This is a genomic window from Pseudomonas cannabina (assembly GCF_900100365.1).
In the GTDB taxonomy this organism is placed as follows: domain Bacteria; phylum Pseudomonadota; class Gammaproteobacteria; order Pseudomonadales; family Pseudomonadaceae; genus Aquipseudomonas; species Aquipseudomonas cannabina.
The window spans coordinates 4,871,145-4,890,188 of record NZ_FNKU01000001.1 but is presented as its reverse complement, the minus strand read 5'-3'; the positions used below and the strand labels follow the sequence as shown (position 1 = coordinate 4,890,188).

The window sequence follows — 19,044 nt, the reverse complement described above, 5'->3', positions numbered from 1 at the left end:
GCGTGAGAAACGAGAAGTGCTTGGCTATAAGATTGCACGCCTGACAGCATCCTAGAATTTTTAATCGTATTAATCCAATCAAAAGCGAATAATTTTTCGCATTAAATGCTGATACCCGAGCAAATATCAAAAATTTTCCCCTCCTGCATCAGTAATCTTTCATGCAATCGGCCTTATACGGCTACCCCCTGATTCTGACCCGATCACGAAGTGAATTTGCTCATGACCACCTCTGCGCTTTATCTGGATTACGCCGCTACCACGCCTGTCGATGAACAGGTGATCGAAGCCATGGTTGCCTGCATGGGCCGTGAAGGACATTTCGGTAATCCCGCGTCCAGCGGACATGGTTATGGGCAGGTCGCACGGCAGACTGTTGAGCAGGCGCGGCGTCAGGTGGCGGATGCGGTGGGTGCGCCTGCGCAGGCGGTGGTCTGGACCTCGGGCGCCACGGAGTCCAATAACCTGGCGATCAAGGGCATCGCTCACGACGTAAAGGCGCCACGCCGCCACATCATTACCAGCGTGCTGGAACACAAGGCGGTGCTCGATACGGTCAGCACGCTGGAGCGTCAGGGTTTTCCGGTCACTTGGTTGAAACCGGACGCCCAAGGGCTGATCCAGCCACAGGCGGTGCAAGCGGCCTTGCGTGACGACACGCTGCTGGTGTCGTTGATGCTGGTGAACAATGAGCTGGGCACGCTGACCGATATCGCCAGTATTGGCGCACTGGTGCGTGAGCATGGCGCTTTGTTTCATGTGGACGCTGCGCAGGCAGTGGGCAAGGTGAAGGTCGATCTGGCGAATCTGGCCGTGGACCTGATGTCCTTTTCCGCACACAAGGCGTATGGCCCCAAGGGCATCGGCGCGCTGTATGTGGGCCCGCGTGCTCATTCGCTGTTACAGGCACAAATCCACGGCGGCGGGCACGAAGGCGGTTTTCGTTCGGGCACGCTGGCGACGCATCAGATCGTCGGCATGGGCACGGCGTTTGCGCTGGCGATTGATCAGGCCGAGGCTGAAAACCGTCGTATCGCGGAACTGAGCAGTCATTTGCGCGAAGGGCTGCTGGCTTTGCCGGACGTGCACCTCAATGGTTGTCCTGAACAGCGCATCCCGCACACGCTGAACCTGTGCATCACCCGCAGCGGTTTCAGCAGCTCACAGTTGTCGCACAGCCTGGCGCTGTCCTCGACCTCTGCGTGCAACTCGGCGAGTAATGCGCCTTCTCATGTATTGCTTGCTCTGGGGATGGACCCGGCAAAGGCGCTCGCCAGCGTGCGCGTCAGTCTGGGCCGCTACACGACGCAGGCGGATGTCGAACGTGCCATTGAAGTGTTCAACAAAGCCCTCAGCGCGCCTGCTGCGTTCTGGTAATTCACAAAGCCTCTCAAGCCGCCCGCGTCATGGGCGGCTCTCCCTCGATTTCCCCTCCCGACCAATACTCCAAAGCTCGCAGCTAGCAGCTAGCACCTAGCACCTAGCACCTAGCACCTAGCACCTAGCACCTAGCACCTAGCACCTAGCACCTAGCACCTAAAGAAAATGTAGCCCTCCAGATACAAAAAGACACAAATTGGCACAGTTCTTTCTTGTGGAACACGCGTGCCATAAACCAATGGCACTTGCTGCATTGAAGGGGTGCCCACACGCACCAAATGCAGTCCACGGACGCCAAAGCGTCCATAAACAGTGCAGGCGCCTGATCACAAGTCTCGCGCCTCACCAGGAAAGGAATCTAAGCGTGCCAAATGAGTACCGTTTCAAACCCGTGCTGCACCGACGACCAGCCTCTGCGCTATCGGTCGACGACGAGCCGTCCTGCCCGGCCACCTCAGCATTGGCTGTGCCCGTTGGCGTTTTTCTGAAAGCCCGGCACTTTTTTACGTAAATCATTTGTGCTGTTTTTTGCTTGTTCTGATTGATTAATCAGGGCCTTGCGTACTTGCGCGCCTCCTAAACACAAAGCGCCTGTTTCGCGGCTACTACTGGCAACTAACAAGCTTTGATTGTCAGACAATTTTTATTAAAAAAGCTTCATCTAGCCATCATCTTTCGGCGGCTATTTATTTTTGGGATTTTATCGATCGCCACCTGTCAGGAGTGTCCACTTTTGAAAATATGACCCACTAACGCACCAACTTGATCACCAACAGACCTTGTTGGTGCATCCAGAAAACCGACCACCAGGTCACGCTTTTTCAGTTCGTCTGAATTATCAGAGGGTATCTATACATCCTCATATTTATAGCAAGTTCTAGTGTGATGTTTTCGAAATAAGTTACTTATTGCCTGCGGTTTCAAGTGCTTCACGCGCCCGTTGAATTTTGTTCAGAATCTCCTCTCCCTTTGCGTTCCAAACGTATCGGGTCGGCTGAGCATTACGTAACGCCATGAACGCTGTAATGGAGCTCTCCAGCTCGCGAACCGAGGCAAAACTGCCGTCGCGAAGATACACCGTGATGTCTCGAAAGAAGCGTTCAACCATGTTCATCCAAGAGCTGGAGGTCGGCGTGAAATGAATATGAAAACGCGGATGCTTCGCCAGCCAGGCCTTCACTGCGGCATGCTTGTGGGTCGCGTAGTTATCGACGATCAGATGAAGCTGGAGGTGTTTGGGCGTTTCTTTATTGATCTTCTTGAGAAAGGCCAACCACTCTTGATGCCGGTGCTGACGCTCGATGCTGCTGATCAATTTTCCTTGGAGGTAATCCAGTGCGGCGAATAACGTGACCGTGCCATGACGGGTGTAATCATGGGATTTAGTCTGGATATGACCGATGCCCAAAGGCAAACCCGGCTGTGTTCGCTCCAACGCCTGAACCTGGCTTTTCTCATCACAGCACAACACTAAAGCCTTATCCGGTGGGGCCAGATAAAGCCCGATCACATCCCAGAATTTCTCCTCAAACTGCGGATCGTTGGACAACTTGAATGTGCGCGTCAGGTGGGGCTTTAAATCATTGGCAGCCCACAGCTTATGGACGGTGGTCGAGGAAATACCCGCCGCCTTTGCCATGCTCCGACAGCTCCAGCGTGGTTCTCCGATGCGAGGACGGGTGACCTGTTCCAGGACACGGCGAACTGTCTCGGCAGGCAAAGATGACTTGCGTCCACGCCCAGGTTCGTCGACCAGTCCGCCCAGTCGACGAGCCTGGAAACGCTGGCACCAGAGCGTGATCGTTGGGCAGGAAAAGCCCGTCAAACGTGCAATGTTGTCTCGGGTTTCACCTTCGGCAGCCAGCAGGATTATGCGTGCTCGACGACCCTCTCGCTGAGGTATGGTGGCAGAGCGAACGCGTCGTTTGAGTTCGATCGTTTCTTCAAGGCTAAGCGTGATGTCCAGAGCGCTCACGATAAGCTCTCCACGGCTGGGATGACATCTGAAGTGTAGCCGAAAATAACGAAAAGATATTTCGCGAACAGCACACTAGGGGATCGACCCGCTTTCATCGCCTTGGAAGCTGTATTCGTTAAATAGTTACAGGAATGCGACATAGAAGCGTATCAAGCCTCTGGCACGAGGGTTTCTGGCACAGCGGTTGCAATGTAACTTTTCAGGAACACGAATGTACGTCCTGGTACATGACGATAAGAACACAAGGATGAGCAATGCGAATGGCTTGGTTTAGAACTCGTTCCCCCGTTTGAGCCTGTGCCTGCGCGCAGGTTCAATGGTGTCATGCACCTGACTAACGTGCGGCTATCCAGCATTCGAATATTCACGAAATATTCGAACGGACTTTTATTGCCCTTCAACTACCCGAGGGAGCGTTAATGAATGATGCGGTTATAATGAAAGCGGTCCCCGGTCCATCGCCCGATGAAACGTCGACGGCGTGGCAGGGCATCCCTTTCAAAGCCAATACGTCTCGCCCAGGCGGCCTTAACAGGCCGCAAGTAATGGTATTGATTACTGCGTCGGTCCTTATCCATGGCGTCATCTGGTGGTACATGCAAACCGCACAGCCCGAGCTGCCGGAAGTTGCGCCACAAGTTCCGGAAATGACCATTGAACTGACCAGCCCGACGCCACCTGCGCCAGAACCACCGCCGCCCGAACCACCACCTCCGCCTCCCCCACCGCCGCCGCCACCCGAGCCGGAACAGCCCGTCGAAGACCCGGACGCCGTGGAGCCGCCGCCCAAGCCGGTGGAAAAGCCGAAGGTCGAGAAGCCCAAGCCGGTCAAGAAGGTTGAGCCGGTGAAAAAGCCGACGCCGCCTGCACCGACACCGGTTGCTGCGCCGAGCCCGCCTGCGCCGCCAACACCTACGCCCGCACCACCGGCACCTGCTGCGCCACCCGCTCCGGCCAAGGAAAGTGCGGCTGTTTCCGGGCTCGCCAGCCTGGGCAATCCGCCGCCGGAATATCCGGGGCTGGCCCTGCGTCGCAGTTGGGAAGGTCGCGTGGTACTGCGCATCAAGGTGCTGCCAAACGGACGCGCAGGGGCTGTCGAGGTGACCAAATCCAGCGGCAAGCCGGTACTGGACGAAGCGGCCGTGGAGGCTGTGCGCAACTGGAAGTTTATCCCGGCCAAGCGGGGCGATACGCCGATAGAAGGCTTCGCGACGCAGACCATCGACTTCAAGCTGCCGGAATGATCCGGCGCATGACAACCGACAATTCATTTAAAGCTGGTGAGGTTTAAACCATGAACGCATCGCTCTCTTCCATGATCGTCCCCGCCGTGCTCTGGGCATTGATTGTGTTTTCCGTGTTGAGTTGGGCCCTGTTGCTGATCAAGTCGGCGCAGTACGTCCGCCAGAAGTCGCAGAACAAACAGTTCACCAAGGCATTCTGGAGTGCGCCGGATCTGCTCACCGCCGCCGAGCATGCGGCGCAATACCCTGGCGCCCTGGCACGTATCGCCAACAGCGGTTTCGAGGCGATGGCGGTCGATGAGTCGCCGCGGACCACGCAGCAACTGGCGCACACCATCAACCGCTCGGACCGCCTGGAGCGCAACCTGCGCCAGCAGATTCAGAAAGAGCGTCGTGCGCTGGAAAGCGGCCAGGCGATTCTTGCCAGTATCGGCTCCACCGCGCCCTTTATCGGCCTGTTCGGTACGGTCTGGGGGATCATGGAAGCGCTACAAAGCATCGGTCTGACCGGCTCGGCCAGCCTTGAGGCGGTCGCGGGCCCCATCGGTCACGCGCTGGTCGCCACCGGCGTGGGTATCGCTGTCGCTGTGCCTGCCGTGCTGATTTACAACTTTTTCCTGCGCCGGCTCAAGCTCGCCGTGGCCGACATGGATGACTTCGCCCACGACTTCGACGCCCTCGCCCAGCGCAGCGCCTTTGCCGTTACCCGTCAGCCCATCGCCAGCAAGAACGGCCATGCCGTTCGGGAGGCCAGCTAATGTCGTTCTCCACTCAAGACAGCGATGAAGTGCTCAGCGAAATGAACGTCACGCCGCTGGTGGACGTGATGCTCGTGCTGCTGGTGGTGTTCATCGTCACCACGCCGCTGATGACCAACGCCATCAAGGTCAACCTGCCCAAGACCGACGCGGTCGCGCCTGCCGAGAAGAAAAACCCGGTGGTGGTCAGCGTTGATCAGGACGGCAAGTTCTACCTCGCCAAATCGGAAATCGCCCCGGAGCTGCTGGAAAAAAGCCTGCAGGACGAAAAGGCCAAGGACCCGGAAATCCGCGTTCAGTTGCAGGCCGACACCGCCGTGAACTACGGCCAGGTGGCCAAGGCCATGGCGTCCATCGAGCGTTCCGGTATCACGAAGATATCCGTGATGACGGCGAAATGAACCAAGTGTGATCCGAGGGCTTCGCCGCGCGAAGCCGTCTGACCCGACTCCCGTGAATGCAGTCGTCCGTGGGCTGAAAAGCCCCTGGAGGGGAGCGGCTTGCTGGAAGAAGAGAAGTGGAATACCCGCTCGGCACAACCGCGTCGGGAACAGAGGGCTCACAAGGCCATTTCAATAATGTCTGGATCAAGTCGGAACTAACCATGCTGATGAATCTTCCCGGTTGCACCCTCAAACCACTGGCCCTCGCGGTCCGGCGTCATCCACGTGCCCTGCTCTGTGCATTGGCCATGGGCATGAGCGGTGCCCAGGCGGCAGATGCCGTCGATGCAGACACGAGCAGTTCGGCCGTGTCCTCGACTGCAGCGGTTGTGCCTGCCACGACTCAATTGCAACGTGTTGAAGTGACCGGTTCGGCGATCCGCCGGGTCGATGCCGAAACCGCCGTGCCGATTACCATCCTGCGCGCCGAAGACCTGAAGAAACAGGGCGTGACCACCACTCAGGAAATGGTCCAGCGCATCACCGGCAGCCAGTCGATCAACAACAGCGCGGGTTCGATCGGGTCTGGAACAGGCGGGGCTTCTTACGCCGACATGCGCGGCATTGGTGCGAACAAGACGCTGGTGCTGCTCAACGGCCGCCGCCTGGCCAACAACGCGCTTTCCGGTGTTCCCAGCGGCAGTGCCGTCGACCTGAACATGATTCCGTTCGCCGCCATCGACCGTGTGGAAGTGCTGCGTGACGGGGCCTCGGCGCTGTACGGCACCGACGCTATTGGCGGCGTGATCAACTTCATCACGAAAAAATCCCTGACTGACGGCAGCCTCACGCTGGGCGGCGAAACGCCGACTGCCAGCGGCGGCGGTGCGACCAAAGACATGAGCGCCAGCTGGGGCTTTGGCGATCTGGAGGAAGATCGCTTCAACGTGATGGGCGTGTTCAACTACAACAAGCAGCAAAACCTGGACGCCAACGACCGTTCATTTGCCAAAGATTATCGGCCAGGACGCGGTCTTAACCAGACCTCCGGTACCGCGTACCCCGCTAACTATTTTCAGGGCGACAATGCCGCCAACCCGCTGGGCACAAACTGCGGCGGCCCGAACCTGATTGCCAGCAATGGTGTCTGCCGCTTCAGTACCCGGAACTACATCGATCTGATCCCGCAGACTGAAAAAACCTCGTTCTTCGGCAAGGCCACCGGCAAGCTCGCCGACGATCACAACGTCAGCCTCGAATATTTCTGGGCACGCAACAATAACGAGACCGGCATTGGTCCCGCGCCGCTCACCGGCCTGTCGCTGGACTCATCGTCGCCGTTCTACCCAGGCAACGGCATCACTCCGGCGCCGACCGACTTCACCCTCGATCCGACCCAACCCGTCACAACTGCCTGGCGCGAAACGGCGGCCGGCGCGCGTGGCTCAAGCGACCAGAACACCAGTCAGCGTTTCCTGCTCAACTTCGACGGTCTGGTGGGCGGCTGGGACTACAACGTCGGCGCTTCGTACAACCAGAACAAAGTGCTCTCCTCGGTCGACAGCGGCTATGTCAGTGACGCGGCGATGATCAATGGTCTGGCCAATGGCACGCTTAACCCCTTCGGACCTCAAACTGCAGCGGGCCAGGCGCTGATCGATGCCAACGAATACCACGGCCAGTACTCCAGCGCCGTGGGCCGCGTGGCCGGACTCGATGCGCGCATCAGTCGGGAAATCGGTGACTGGTTCGGCGCAGGCCCTGCAGGTCTGGCGCTCGGCGGTGAATACCGCAAAGAGAAAATGCATCAGACCTACGAAGCCTTCGTCAACGACATCAGCAGCCTTGGTGCAGATGCGGCGGGCAGCGCAGGCGGTGATCGCAGCGTCAAAGCCGAGTACGCCGAGCTGAACGTACCGGTACTGGACAGCCTCGAGCTGACTGCCGCCGTCCGTCACGACAAATACAGCGACTTCGGCAGCACCACCAACCCGAAATACTCGTTCCGTTATCAGCCGTTCAAGCAATTGGTGGTTCGCGGCGCGTACAGCGAAGGCTTCCGCGCACCGTCGCTTTATGAACTGTATGCACCACGCAGCACAACCTTCACTCAGGGCTATTACAACGATCCGGTTCTGTGTGCAGGCGGCACCGTGCAGCCTGGCGGCAATGCCGGTCGCGACTGCGGGCAGCAATTCCTCAACAACAGCGGCGGCAACACGGATCTGGCCCCGGAAAAAGCCCGTAACATGACCTTGGGCTTCGTCTATCAGCCGGTCAACAACCTGTCGATGGGCCTGGATTTCTGGTGGATTCACATCTCCAACCAGATTCAGTCGTTCCCTGAGTCGACCGTGTTCGATGACCCGAACACCTACGCCGACCGCTACATCCGCGCCGCCGATGGTTCGATTGCCAACATCGTGACCGGCAACGCCAACTTGGGTATCGTCAAGACCAGCGGTGTCGACGTTACCCTCGACTATCGCTTTCCGAACACGCCTTACGGTCAGTTCGGTCTGGGCATGACCGGCACTTACGTAACCCGTTATGACTTCCAGAACATCATCGACGGCCCGTACACCGACAAGGTGGGCGACTTCCAGGGCGATGGCGTGATCGCGCGCTGGAAACACGTGTTGACCGGCACCTGGTCGCTGGGTGACACCCGCGCCTCCCTCACCAACCGCTTCACCAGCGGCTACAACGACTACGACCGCACCACCAACGCGCGGGTTGCGTCGTATGCGCTGTGGGACATGTCGGTCGGCCACACCTTTGACAAGGTGCTGGATATCGATGCCGGGGTACGCAACCTGTTTGACCGTAACCCGCCGTTCTCCAACCAGGCCTACAACTTCCAGTCCGGCTATGACCCTCGTTATGCCGATCCGTTGGGCCGCACCCTGTTCGCACGCGCGACTTACCACTTCTGAGTGTGACGACGTGGCCCATACACGCTCCGTGGGCCACGTCAGATTGCGAGCTCGCCCCCTCCGGCCCAGGTTTCATCCACCTTCCCCGGCCGGGGGCTTTTTCGCGACCCATCGTCATTCAGTGCGTACGAGGAAAGCCCCACCATGTTGCGTCATACCCGTTTTTTGCGGCGCCTGATTCTGGGTGTAGCGCTATTGAGTTGCTGGCAGGTCGCGCAAGCCGCGCCGACCCACGCCTTGACTGTTTATGGCGAGGCACCGAAATACCCGGCTGGCTTCCAGCACTTCGACTACGTCAACCCGAACGCTCCGAAAGGCGGTTCGCTGACCCGTTCGGCGGAAGAAATCGGCCAGTTCAACTACCTCAACCCTTACGTCGATCAGGGCATCAGTGTGGTGCAAGTCGACACCTGGGTTTATTCGCCACTGGCCTACCGCTCGCTGGACGAGCCGTACACGGTCTATGGGCTGGTCGCGGAAAAAATGGAGATGGACCCCGACGGTCTGTGGATTCGTTTTTTCCTCAACCCCAAGGCGCGTTTCGAGGACGGCAAACCCGTCACGGCTGAAGACGTGCGCTACACCTTCGAGCTGATGACCACCAAGGCCAGCTTCAGTTATCGCCCCATGTTCGCCGACGTCAAAGCGGTGACCATCGAAGGGCCGCTACAGATTCGCTTCGACTTCAAGAACAACCTCAATCGCATGCTGGCCCTGGACATTGCCAGCCTGCATATCTTGCCGGAGCACTGGTGGAAGACCCGCGACTTCGCCAACGGCGGTGGTTTCGAGCCGCCACTGGGCAACGGGCCATACCGGGTCGCCAAGGTCGACGCCGGGCGCAGCGTCACCTTCGAACGAGTCAAGGACTGGTGGGGCAAGGACCTGCCAGTCAGCCGTGGCCTGTACAACTTCGACAGCCTGACCGTGAACTACTACGGCGACACGGAAATCGCTCGCCAACTGCTCCAGGCGGGGACGTTCGATTACAACCGCGAGTTCTCGTCTTCCGGTTTCGTGGTCGGCTACAGCGGCCCGGCCATCGACGACGGGCGTCTGCAAAAACGCATCGCCGCTCAGCAACGTCCAGTGCCGGCGCAGGGCTTTGTGTTCAATCTGGACAAGCCGGTGTTCAAGGATCGCCGCGTGCGTGAAGCGCTGTCGCTGCTGTGGGATTTCGACTGGATCAACCGGCGGGTCATGCGCAATTTCTACGTGCGCGAACAAAGCTACTTTCCGAAGAGCGACATGGCTGCCACTGAACTGCCGACCGCCGCCGAACTGAAGATTCTCGAGCCCTTGCGCGGGCAGGTGCCGGATGAGGTGTTCACCAAGGTGTATCAGCCGCCGAAAACCGATGGCAGCGGTTACATCCGTGACAAGCAATTACAGGCCTTGAAGCTGCTGGCCGAGGCGGGCTGGCACCCGAAAGACAACAAGCTGGTCAACGCTGCGGGCGAGCCGATGGTGTTTAGTTTTCTCGACGGTCAGGGCGGCTTCGACCGACTGATTCTGCCGTTCAAACGCACTCTGGCGCAGATCGGCATCACCCTGGATTTCCTGCGCATCGATTCGGCGCAATACATCAACCGGCTCAATGCGCGGGACTACGACATGATCGTGGTCAGCCTGCCAAAGAGCGGCAACCCGATCATTTCTCCAGGCCGCGAACTGTACAACCTGTTTGGCTCGCAAAGCGCCACCGAAGTCGGCAGTTCCAACGCAATGGTGTTGCGCAACCCGGCGGTGGACACGCTGATCGACGGGCTGGTGAGCGCCAACACGCGCAACGACATGGTGCTCTACGCCAGGTCGCTGGATCGGGTCCTGCAATGGGGCTACTACATGATTCCCAACTACTACTCCAAAGGCATACCGCTGGTGTTCGCCAACCGCTTCGGCATGCCTGAGGTCGAGCCGATCTACGACGTGGGCCTGGAAACCTGGTGGCAGATCAGCCCGACGCCGCTGACCAACGCCCAGGCCGCTGCACTCCCCGGCAAGACCACCGCTGCGAAGGAGCATTGAGATGCTGGCTTACGTGATTCGACGCCTGCTGCTGATCATTCCGACGCTGCTGGCGATTCTGATTGTCAACTTCCTGATCGTGCAGGCCGCGCCTGGCGGACCGGTCGAGCAGGCCATCGCGCGCATTCAGGGTTTCAGCCCCAACGGGGTGGGTGGCGGCGGCGGTGAAGTGGCCGCAAGCGGCACCGCCAGCCGCAGCACGCGCGGGCTGGACCCGGCGCTGATCGAGCAGATCAAGGAGCATTACGGTTTCGACAAACCAATGCACGAACGGCTCTGGCTGATGCTCAAGAACTACGCGCAACTGGACTTCGGCACCAGCTTCTTCCGGGGTGCGCCAGTGACGGAGTTGATTGCGCAAAAGCTGCCGGTGTCGCTGTCACTCGGGCTCTGGGCAACGTTGATCACCTACCTGATTTCCATCCCGCTGGGCATTCGCAAAGCGGTGCGGCATGGCAGCGCGTTCGATGTGTGGAGCAGCACGCTGGTGATCATCGGCTACGCGACGCCCGCGTTTCTGTTCGCCATCCTGTTGATTGTGGTGTTTGCCGGCGGCAGCTACCTGAGCTGGTTTCCGGCGCAGGGGCTGTTCTCGGAAAACGCCGACAGCCTGAGCACCTGGGGCAAGGTGAAGGACTATCTGTGGCACCTGGTGCTGCCGGTCAGCGCACTGGTGATCGGCGGGTTTGCCACGCTGACCATCCTGACCAAAAACAGCTTCCTCAACGAAATCAGCCGCCAGTACGTGGTCACGGCGCGGGCCAAGGGCCTGACCGAGCATCGCGTGCTGTACGGCCATGTGTTTCGCAACGCCATGTTGCTGGTCATCGCCGGCATCCCGCAGGCCCTGATTGAAGTGTTCTTCGCCGGTTCGCTGCTGATCGAAACCATCTTCGGCCTCGACGGCCTGGGGCGCATGAGTTACGAGGCAGCGGTCTCGCGGGACTACCCCATCGTGTTCGGCACGTTGTTCCTGTTCACGCTGTTCGGCCTGCTGATCAAACTGATCGGCGACCTGTGCTACACGCTGGTCGACCCGCGTATCGACTTTTCCGCGAGGAGCGCCTGATGTTCGAGTTCTCTCCCCAGACCCGGCGACGCTTCGACCTGTTCAAGGCCAACCGGCGTGGCTGGTGGTCGCTGTGGATCTTCATCGCCCTGATGCTGGTGTGCCTGTGCGGCGAGCTGATCGCCAACGACAAACCGCTGCTGATCCGCTACGACGGCCAGATGTATTACCCGGTGCTGCACACCTACATGGAAACCGATTTCGGCGGCGAACTGCCCTTCGAACCGGACTATGCCAGCGACTACGTGCGCAAGCTGATCGCCGCGAAGAATGGCTGGATGCTGTTCGCGCCGATCCCGTTCAGCTACGACACCATCAATTACGACCTGGACGCGCCGTCCCCCAGCCGGCCGGATGGCATCAACTGGCTGGGCACCGACGAACAGGCGCGCGATGTGCTCGCACGCGTGCTGTTCGGGGCGCGGATTTCCATTCTGTTTGCCCTGCTGCTGACCATCATCAGCACGGTGATTGGTGTCTGTGCCGGGGCGATTCAGGGCTATTACGGCGGCATGACCGACCTGATCGGGCAGCGCATTCAGGAGATCTGGTCGGGTTTGCCGGTGCTGTACCTGCTGATCATTCTGTCCGGCTTTGTGTCACCGAATTTCTGGTGGCTGCTGGGCATCATGGCGCTGTTTTCCTGGCTGTCGCTGATGGACGTGGTGCGCGCCGAGTTCCTGCGCGGGCGCAATCTGGAATACGTCAAAGCGGCGCGCGCACTGGGCCTGACCGATGCCGCGCTGATGTGGCGACACATCCTGCCCAACGTGATGACCAGCACCCTGACTTACCTGCCGTTCATCATCACCGGCGCCATCGCCACGCTCACTGCGCTGGATTTTCTCGGCTTCGGCATGCCGGCGGGCAGCGCCTCGCTGGGCGAACTGATCGGTGAGGCCAAGCGCAATCTGCAAGCGCCCTGGCTGGGCCTGACGGCGTTCGTGGTGCTGGCCTTGATCCTTTCGTTGCTGGTGTTCATCGGCGAAGCCTGCCGTGACGCGTTTGATCCTCGGAGCTGACATGCAAGACAATCTGATTGAAATTCGCGACCTGCGGGTCGCCTTCAATGGCCACGAAGTGGTGCATGGCGTCAGCCTCGATATCCGTCGGGGCGAATGCCTGGCGCTGGTCGGTGAATCCGGCTCCGGCAAGTCCGTCACCGCGCATTCGATCCTGCGTTTGCTGCCGGCAAAAACTGTCAGCACGCAAGGCTCGATTCGCTACGACGGGCTGGACCTGGTCACGGCCAGCGACAAGCAATTGCGCAGCCTGCGGGGCAATCGGGTGGCGATGATTTTTCAGGAGCCCATGAGTTCGCTGAACCCGCTGCACACGGTCGAAAAGCAGATTGGCGAAATCCTCGTCACCCACAAGGGCCTGAAGGGCAAGGCGGCGCTGAGCAGAACGCTGGAGCTGCTGGAACTGGTCGGCATTCGTGATCCGCTGTCGCGACTCAAGGCTTATCCGCATCAACTGTCGGGCGGGCAACGGCAGCGCGTCATGATCGCCATGGCGCTGGCCAACGAGCCTGACCTGCTGATCGCCGACGAGCCGACCACGGCGCTGGATGTGACGGTGCAGGTGAAGATTCTCGAACTGCTCAAATCGCTGCAACAGCGGCTGAATATGTCGCTGCTGTTGATCAGTCATGACCTCAATCTGGTGCGACGCATTGCTCAGCGGGTCTGTGTGATGCGTGAGGGCGAGATCGTCGAGCAGGCCGATTGTCAGGCGCTGTTCGACAGCCCGCAGCATCAGTATAGCCGTCTGCTGATCAACGCAGAACCTGATGGCGAACCGGTACCGTCCACGCACAGCAATACGCTGTTGTCCGTGCAGGACCTGAAGGTCTGGTTCCCGCTGGGCAAAGCCTGGTTCAAGCGCGAGCCGCAGTATGTGAAGGCGGTAGACGGGGTGAGTTTCGAGCTGCTCAAGGGCAAGACGCTGGGCATTGTCGGGGAGTCCGGCTCGGGCAAATCGACGCTGGGCCAGGCGATTTTGCGGCTGGTGGATTCAGAGGGCAGCATCCGCTTCGGTACCAAGGAACTGAGTTTGCACAGCCAGCACTTGATGCGTCCGCTGCGTCGCCAGTTGCAGGTGGTGTTTCAGGACCCCTTCGGCAGCCTGAGCCCGCGTATGACCGTGGAACAGATCATCGCCGAAGGGCTGGTGACGCATAACATCGGCACACCGAAAGAGCGTGAACAGACAGTTATTCGGGTGCTGCAGGAAGTAGGGCTCGACCCGGCGACCCGGCACCGTTACCCGCATGAGTTTTCCGGTGGCCAGCGCCAGCGCATTTCCATCGCCCGCGCGCTGGTGCTTGAACCGGATTTGATCCTGCTGGACGAACCGACATCCGCCCTCGACCGCACCGTGCAGAAGCAAATCGTTGCGCTGCTGCGCGACCTGCAAATCCGCCATGGCCTGACCTACCTGTTCATCAGCCACGACCTGGCGGTGGTGCATGCGCTGGCCCATGACCTGATCGTGATCAAGGACGGCAAAGTGGTCGAACAAGGCCCATCCCGCAAAATCTTCGCCGCACCGCAGCAGGCCTACACCCAAGAACTGCTGCGCTCGTCGGGGCTGGTGTTTGCATGAGCCTGTACACAAAGATCACTGTAGGAGTGGACTTGTCCACGAAGGCTGACTTTCAACCACCCAATACATCATTGAAGAAACACGCCCAAGCATACATTCAGAAATACACTATTTGCGTTATGCCGCACATCAGGTGATGGCAGGCCTGACGCCTTCGCGGACAAGTCCGCTCCCACGCACCTATGCACCTATGCACCTATGCACCTATGCACCTATGCACCTATGCAACTGTAGTGGACTTGTCCACGAAGGCTGACTATCAAACACCGAATGCATCATTGAAATTACATGCTGTAAAGCATTCCTCCGTTGCCCCGGATACCAAGCGCTAAAGTTCGACGTTGAACTGACTTCAGGAGCAAGGGAATGCATGTTTACTCTGCGTCACGACGTTTGCGCACAGGCCGATATTCTGTAATAGGCCAGATATATATGGTGACGTCAGTCACACTAGGACGCGAACCGGTATTCGCCGATGTTCGACTCGGGCGCTTGCTGGTTCAAGAGCTGAGACGATGCGAAGAGCAGGGACTGGTCAAATCGCTTGCCTGGGTCGTAATGCCTGACCACGTCCACTGGCTTCTTGAGCTCAAAAAGAATGACCTGCCCATGCTGATGCGACAGATCAAAGCACGCAGTTCGATAGCCATCGGGAAAATCAGAGCCTGTCATGAAACGCTATGGCAGTCCGGGTATCACGACCAGGCTGTACGCAGCGAGCAGAACATGGTCGGTCTGGCTCGCTATATCGTCGCAAATCCGCTGCGCGCAGGGCTGGTGAAGAAGATAGGGGATTATCCCTTGTGGGACGCGATCTGGATGTGAATCCCCGCACCCACACTTTACGCGGTATCAATGCCGCAACAACTTGCGCAGCGGCACGCCGTCTTTCATGACCGGGGATTTGATGACGATGTAGCTGAAGTACTTGGAGATGCCTATGTTCTTGTCGAGCAGTTCTTCGATGACTTCCTGGTAGTGCTGAATGCTGCGGGTCATAAAGCGCACCAGGTAATCGTAGCCACCACTGATCAAATGGCATTCCAGCACTTCGTCCACATGGCGAATATTGGCTTCGAATTTGGCGAAGTCTTCGCGCTTGTGGTCGCTCAGGGAAATTTCCGTGAACACGGTGACCGACTCCGTGATTTTTGCGAGGTTGAGGTGCGCTTTGTAGCTGGAGATGTAGCCCGCCGACTCCAGACGTTTGACGCGTTGCAGGCAAGGGCTCGCGGAGAGCCCGACCGCGTCGGCCAGGCTGACGTTGGTCATGCGCCCGTCTTTCTGGAGTTCTACCAGGATATTGATATCAATCCGATCCAGTTTGACCAAGCCTTCCATTACCTACCTCATGTATTGCCATTCACGGTGCCTACCTTCTAGCAAAATCAGCGCCGTAAAGACAGCTGATGCTGAGCCACGAGATCGGCCATGCTGTTGATGCAGATATCGGCCGTGCAGGGTTGGCGGTGCTGTTCACGGCCACGACGGATCAGGCACAGCCCGCCGGTCGCCAGCGCCGAGGCCGGAGGACGGGAGACCCGCAGGGTTTCGCGCGGGTCCAGGTCCATCTCGGCAAGCCAGCGTGGATCGTCCAGCGGGTGCGTGGTCAGCGACAGCAGGCTGTCAGGTTCGAGGCCCAATCGCTCGCAGAGCAGGCTGCGATCCTGCACGTCGCGGTCGGCGTACACCAGCAGCCGATAGAATTTGCGCAGATAGAGCATCGCGCCCGGTGCGTCCTCGAACAGCGTCCAGTTCGGCACCGAGCGGGCGAAGGTCATGCCCTCCCCCCAACTCGCCTTGATACCCAGACGTTCGGCCAGCTGCCGATGCGCAAAGCACAGCAACCCGCTGAAACCCAGCTCGTCAAAACGCGGATACAGCGTGCGGATGACATCGTTGAACTCAGTCAGTATCTGATCCTTGCCGGGCGTGTTCAGGCTGTTATCCAGCAACGGCTGAAAGGCCGACCAGATGCCCGAATCACGATCCACCAGAACTTCATCACAATCGATCAGCAGTGCGCGGTAATCAATAAGCCCCATGGCAGGCAACGTCTCCATTACGTGATACCAGCACCGGTGATCGCGGCGTCAGGCGACAACCGCGATCCCCCTTATGCTCAGCTGGACTTCAATACTCGTGCCAGGGCGGCATCGAGGATGGTCAGCGCCTCGTCGATCTGCTGTTCGGTGGTCACCAGCGGTGCCAGGAAGCGCAGCACGTTGCGGTACACGCCGCATTTGATCACCAGCAGGCCGCCGATACGCGCCTGATCGATGACCTTCTGATTGAGATCGGCGTCCGGGCTGCGGGCTGCGTCGTCCTTGACCATTTCCATGGCCAGCATGAAACCGGTGCCGCGCACGTCGCCGATGCAGGCGTAACGCGCTTTGAGTTTGAGCAGCCCGGCACGCAGGTGTTCGCCCAACTGTTCGCCACGCGCCAGCAGATTGTCCTGCTCGTACGTGTCGATCACCGCCAGCGCCGCGGCGCAGGACAGCGCATTGCCGCCATAGGTGCCGCCCAGGCCGCCCGGAAGCGGTGCATCCATGATCTCGGCTCGCCCGACCACGCCCGACAGCGGCATGCCGCCCGCAAGGATCTTGGCGACGGTCACCAGGTCAGGCTGGATGCCGGCATGCTCGAAACCGAACCATTTGCCGGTACGACCGAAACCGGTCTGGATTTCATCGAGAATCAGCACGATGCCATGCTGCTCGGTGAGCGCGCGCAAGGCCTTGAGGAATTCGACTGGCGCAGTCAGAAAGCCGCCGTCACCCTGGATCGGCTCGATCAGGATCGCAGCCACACGGTCCGGTGCAACCTGGGTTGCCAGCAATTCATGCAGCGCCGCCAGAGCCACTTCAGTGGTCACGCCGCGGTACTCGTTCGGATACGGGGTGTGGAACACTTCCGGCGCCATCGGGCCGAAATTCTGTTTGTACGGCTGGCTCATGCCGGTCAGCGTTGTGCCAAGCAGCGTACGACCGTGGAAGCCGCCGCGAAACGAGATGATCGCCGGGCGATTGGTGTGAGCGCGGGCAATTTTCACCGCGTTTTCCACCGCTTCGGCACCGGAGGTAAAGAACACTGCCTTGTGATCGATGCCGCTCTGCCCCGCGATCAGCAGGCTCAGACGCCTGGCCAGATCGACATACGGCTGATAAGACGCGACCTGGAAGCAGGCGTGGGTGACTTTAGCAAGCTGCGCCTGAATCGCCGCGACCACGTTCGGGTGGTTGTGGCCGATGTTCAGCACGCCGATGCCGCCGACGAAATCCGGATAGCGCTTGCCGTCGACGTCCCACAGTTCAGAGCCTTGCGCGCGGTCGATAACCAGCGGGTGGGCCGTGACGATGCCACGCGGCACGAACTGGTCGCGCTGGCGGAGCAGATGAGGGGTTTCGTCGACTTTGCTGTTCATGGCTATACCTATCGTGGGCCGGGCAGCCGGCGGGTGGCTGCGATGCTGTTCAGGTTAAGCGTTCAGCGAAATGATCTACGCCGAACTTGCCCCTCCAGATGTCCAGATCGACTGTTTTTTGCCCATCAAACGGCAGAATCCTTCAGACCCTCGAAGCGCCACGCAATCTGCCGGACAACGCTGCTTTTCAGGCGTTGCAAAGCCCTGTCGACAACTGTTTCGACAGATCCTGCTTTCGACTTGCGGCATGATGAAGGCCCACTTTCACGCTCAGGAAATGCCCATGCCCGCCCTGCTCTACAAAGCCGACCCCGCACGCGCCGAACGATGGCGTGTTCTGTTTGCCGAGCACGCGCCTGACATTGAATGGCGGGTGTGGCCGGACATCGGAGATCCGGCCGACATCCATTATCTGGGCGCCTGGCTGGCACCGGACGATGTGCAGACGTTGCTGCCCAACCTGAAAGTGCTGTTCGCCCTGTCGGCCGGGGTCGATCAACTGGACTTGAGCCGTATTCCGAAATCCCTGCCGGTGGTTCGGCTGCTGGACCCCGGCATCAGTCACGGCATGTGCGAGTACGCGTCATTCGCCGTGTTGAGCCTGCACCGGGAGATGCTGCGTTATCGCCAGCAGCAAAATGAAGGCGTGTGGAAGGCGCACCCGCTGATACCGGCGCACAAGCGGCGGGTGGGTGTAATGGGCCTGGGTTTGCAGGCGCAGCATATTCTGTCGAGCCTCAAGCCGTTCGGTTTCGAGCTGTCGGGCTGGGCACGCCGCGAGCATCAGATCGACGGTGTCGCGTGTTACGCGGGGGATGAGCAACGGGATGCGTTTCTGGGCCAGTGCGACATTCTGCTGTGCGTACTGCCATTGACCGGACAGACCGAGGGCATTCTCAATCGTCATCTGTTCGAGCGCCTGCCGAAAGGTGCGGCACTCATCAACATGGGCCGTGGCGGGCATCTGGTAGAAGTCGATCTGCTTGAAGCGCTGGACAGCGGCCAGCTGAGCGCCGCCGTGCTGGATGTGTTGCAGCAAGAGCCAGCGTCCGCCGAGCATCCTTTCTGGAAGCACCCGAAGATCCTGCTGACCCCGCACGTGGCCGCCATGACTCAGCCGGAAAGCGCGTTCCCCGGCCTGCTCGACAACATCCGTCGTTTCGAACGCGGCGAAGCGATGCAGGGCCAGGTCGACCGCGGGCAAGGTTATTGAGGGTCGCTGAAACAGTGCTGC

General features: G+C 59.5%; 15 protein-coding genes. 11 read left to right on the top strand and 4 right to left on the bottom strand.

Annotation, left to right across the window (positions count from 1 at the left end; genetic code table 11):
- Positions 1-222 precede the first annotated feature (222 nt).
- The gene (locus BLT55_RS23125) at positions 223-1,377 is read left to right on the top strand and encodes a cysteine desulfurase family protein (RefSeq protein ID WP_054999867.1); all 1,155 of its coding nucleotides are present in this window, start codon (positions 223-225) and stop codon (positions 1,375-1,377) included.
- A 904-nt stretch (positions 1,378-2,281) separates the two neighbouring features.
- Here the strand turns inward: BLT55_RS23125 and BLT55_RS23120 are convergent.
- Positions 2,282-3,355: an IS630 family transposase gene (locus tag BLT55_RS23120; protein WP_074800012.1), complete on the bottom strand. Its 1,074-nt coding sequence runs from the start codon at positions 3,353-3,355 to the stop codon at positions 2,282-2,284.
- 422 nt (positions 3,356-3,777) lie between these two features.
- On the opposite strand from BLT55_RS23120, the gene BLT55_RS23115 reads away from it, so the two are divergent.
- From BLT55_RS23115 to BLT55_RS23075, 9 genes are all read left to right on the top strand, one after another.
- A complete protein-coding gene (locus tag BLT55_RS23115) occupies positions 3,778-4,602 on the top strand; it encodes an energy transducer TonB (protein WP_074800957.1) in 825 nt (274 codons plus the stop codon).
- Between the two features lie 71 nt (positions 4,603-4,673).
- A complete protein-coding gene (locus BLT55_RS23110; protein WP_007248263.1) occupies positions 4,674-5,360 on the top strand; it encodes a MotA/TolQ/ExbB proton channel family protein in 687 nt (228 codons plus the stop codon).
- Positions 5,360-5,761, top strand: coding sequence for an ExbD/TolR family protein (locus tag BLT55_RS23105; RefSeq protein ID WP_002555939.1), 402 nt, complete (start codon positions 5,360-5,362; stop codon positions 5,759-5,761). Before BLT55_RS23110 ends, BLT55_RS23105 begins: the two co-directional genes overlap by 1 nt.
- Positions 5,762-5,964: 203 nt before the next feature.
- A complete protein-coding gene (locus tag BLT55_RS23100; RefSeq protein WP_055000915.1) occupies positions 5,965-8,679 on the top strand; it encodes a TonB-dependent receptor in 2,715 nt (904 codons plus the stop codon).
- Positions 8,680-8,823: 144 nt separating this feature from the next.
- Positions 8,824-10,707: an extracellular solute-binding protein gene (locus BLT55_RS23095; RefSeq protein WP_055000914.1), complete on the top strand. Its 1,884-nt coding sequence runs from the start codon at positions 8,824-8,826 to the stop codon at positions 10,705-10,707.
- A 1-nt stretch (position 10,708) separates the two neighbouring features.
- Positions 10,709-11,776 (top strand): microcin C ABC transporter permease YejB, encoded by a 1,068-nt coding sequence (locus tag BLT55_RS23090; protein ID WP_055000913.1) that lies wholly within the window; start codon positions 10,709-10,711, stop codon positions 11,774-11,776.
- The gene (locus tag BLT55_RS23085; protein ID WP_055000912.1) at positions 11,776-12,798 is read left to right on the top strand and encodes an ABC transporter permease; all 1,023 of its coding nucleotides are present in this window, start codon (positions 11,776-11,778) and stop codon (positions 12,796-12,798) included. The genes BLT55_RS23090 and BLT55_RS23085 overlap by 1 nt, the downstream gene beginning before the upstream one ends.
- 1 nt (position 12,799) lies before the next feature.
- The gene (locus BLT55_RS23080) at positions 12,800-14,383 is read left to right on the top strand and encodes an ABC transporter ATP-binding protein (protein ID WP_055000911.1); all 1,584 of its coding nucleotides are present in this window, start codon (positions 12,800-12,802) and stop codon (positions 14,381-14,383) included.
- A 366-nt stretch (positions 14,384-14,749) separates the two neighbouring features.
- Positions 14,750-15,208 carry an REP-associated tyrosine transposase gene (locus tag BLT55_RS23075; protein WP_055000910.1) on the top strand — a complete coding sequence of 153 codons (459 nt, stop codon included), beginning with the start codon at positions 14,750-14,752 and terminating at the stop codon, positions 15,206-15,208.
- A gap of 27 nt (positions 15,209-15,235) precedes the next feature.
- On the opposite strand, the gene BLT55_RS23070 is transcribed toward BLT55_RS23075, so the two are convergent.
- The 3 genes from BLT55_RS23070 to gabT form a co-directional block, all read right to left on the bottom strand.
- Entirely contained in the window at positions 15,236-15,724 is a 489-nt protein-coding gene (locus tag BLT55_RS23070) for an Lrp/AsnC family transcriptional regulator (RefSeq protein WP_002555947.1), read from the bottom strand.
- A gap of 47 nt (positions 15,725-15,771) precedes the next feature.
- Complete coding sequence (locus BLT55_RS23065) at positions 15,772-16,428, bottom strand: HAD family hydrolase (RefSeq protein ID WP_055000909.1); 657 nt, start codon at positions 16,426-16,428, stop codon at positions 15,772-15,774.
- Positions 16,429-16,505: 77 nt separating this feature from the next.
- Positions 16,506-17,810 (bottom strand): 4-aminobutyrate--2-oxoglutarate transaminase, encoded by a 1,305-nt coding sequence (gene gabT, locus BLT55_RS23060; RefSeq protein ID WP_055000908.1) that lies wholly within the window; start codon positions 17,808-17,810, stop codon positions 16,506-16,508.
- Between the two features lie 283 nt (positions 17,811-18,093).
- Here gabT and BLT55_RS23055 point away from each other — a divergent pair, with 283 nt between their 5' ends.
- Positions 18,094-19,023 (top strand): 2-hydroxyacid dehydrogenase, encoded by a 930-nt coding sequence (locus BLT55_RS23055; protein ID WP_055000907.1) that lies wholly within the window; start codon positions 18,094-18,096, stop codon positions 19,021-19,023.
- Positions 19,024-19,044: the final 21 nt, after the last annotated feature.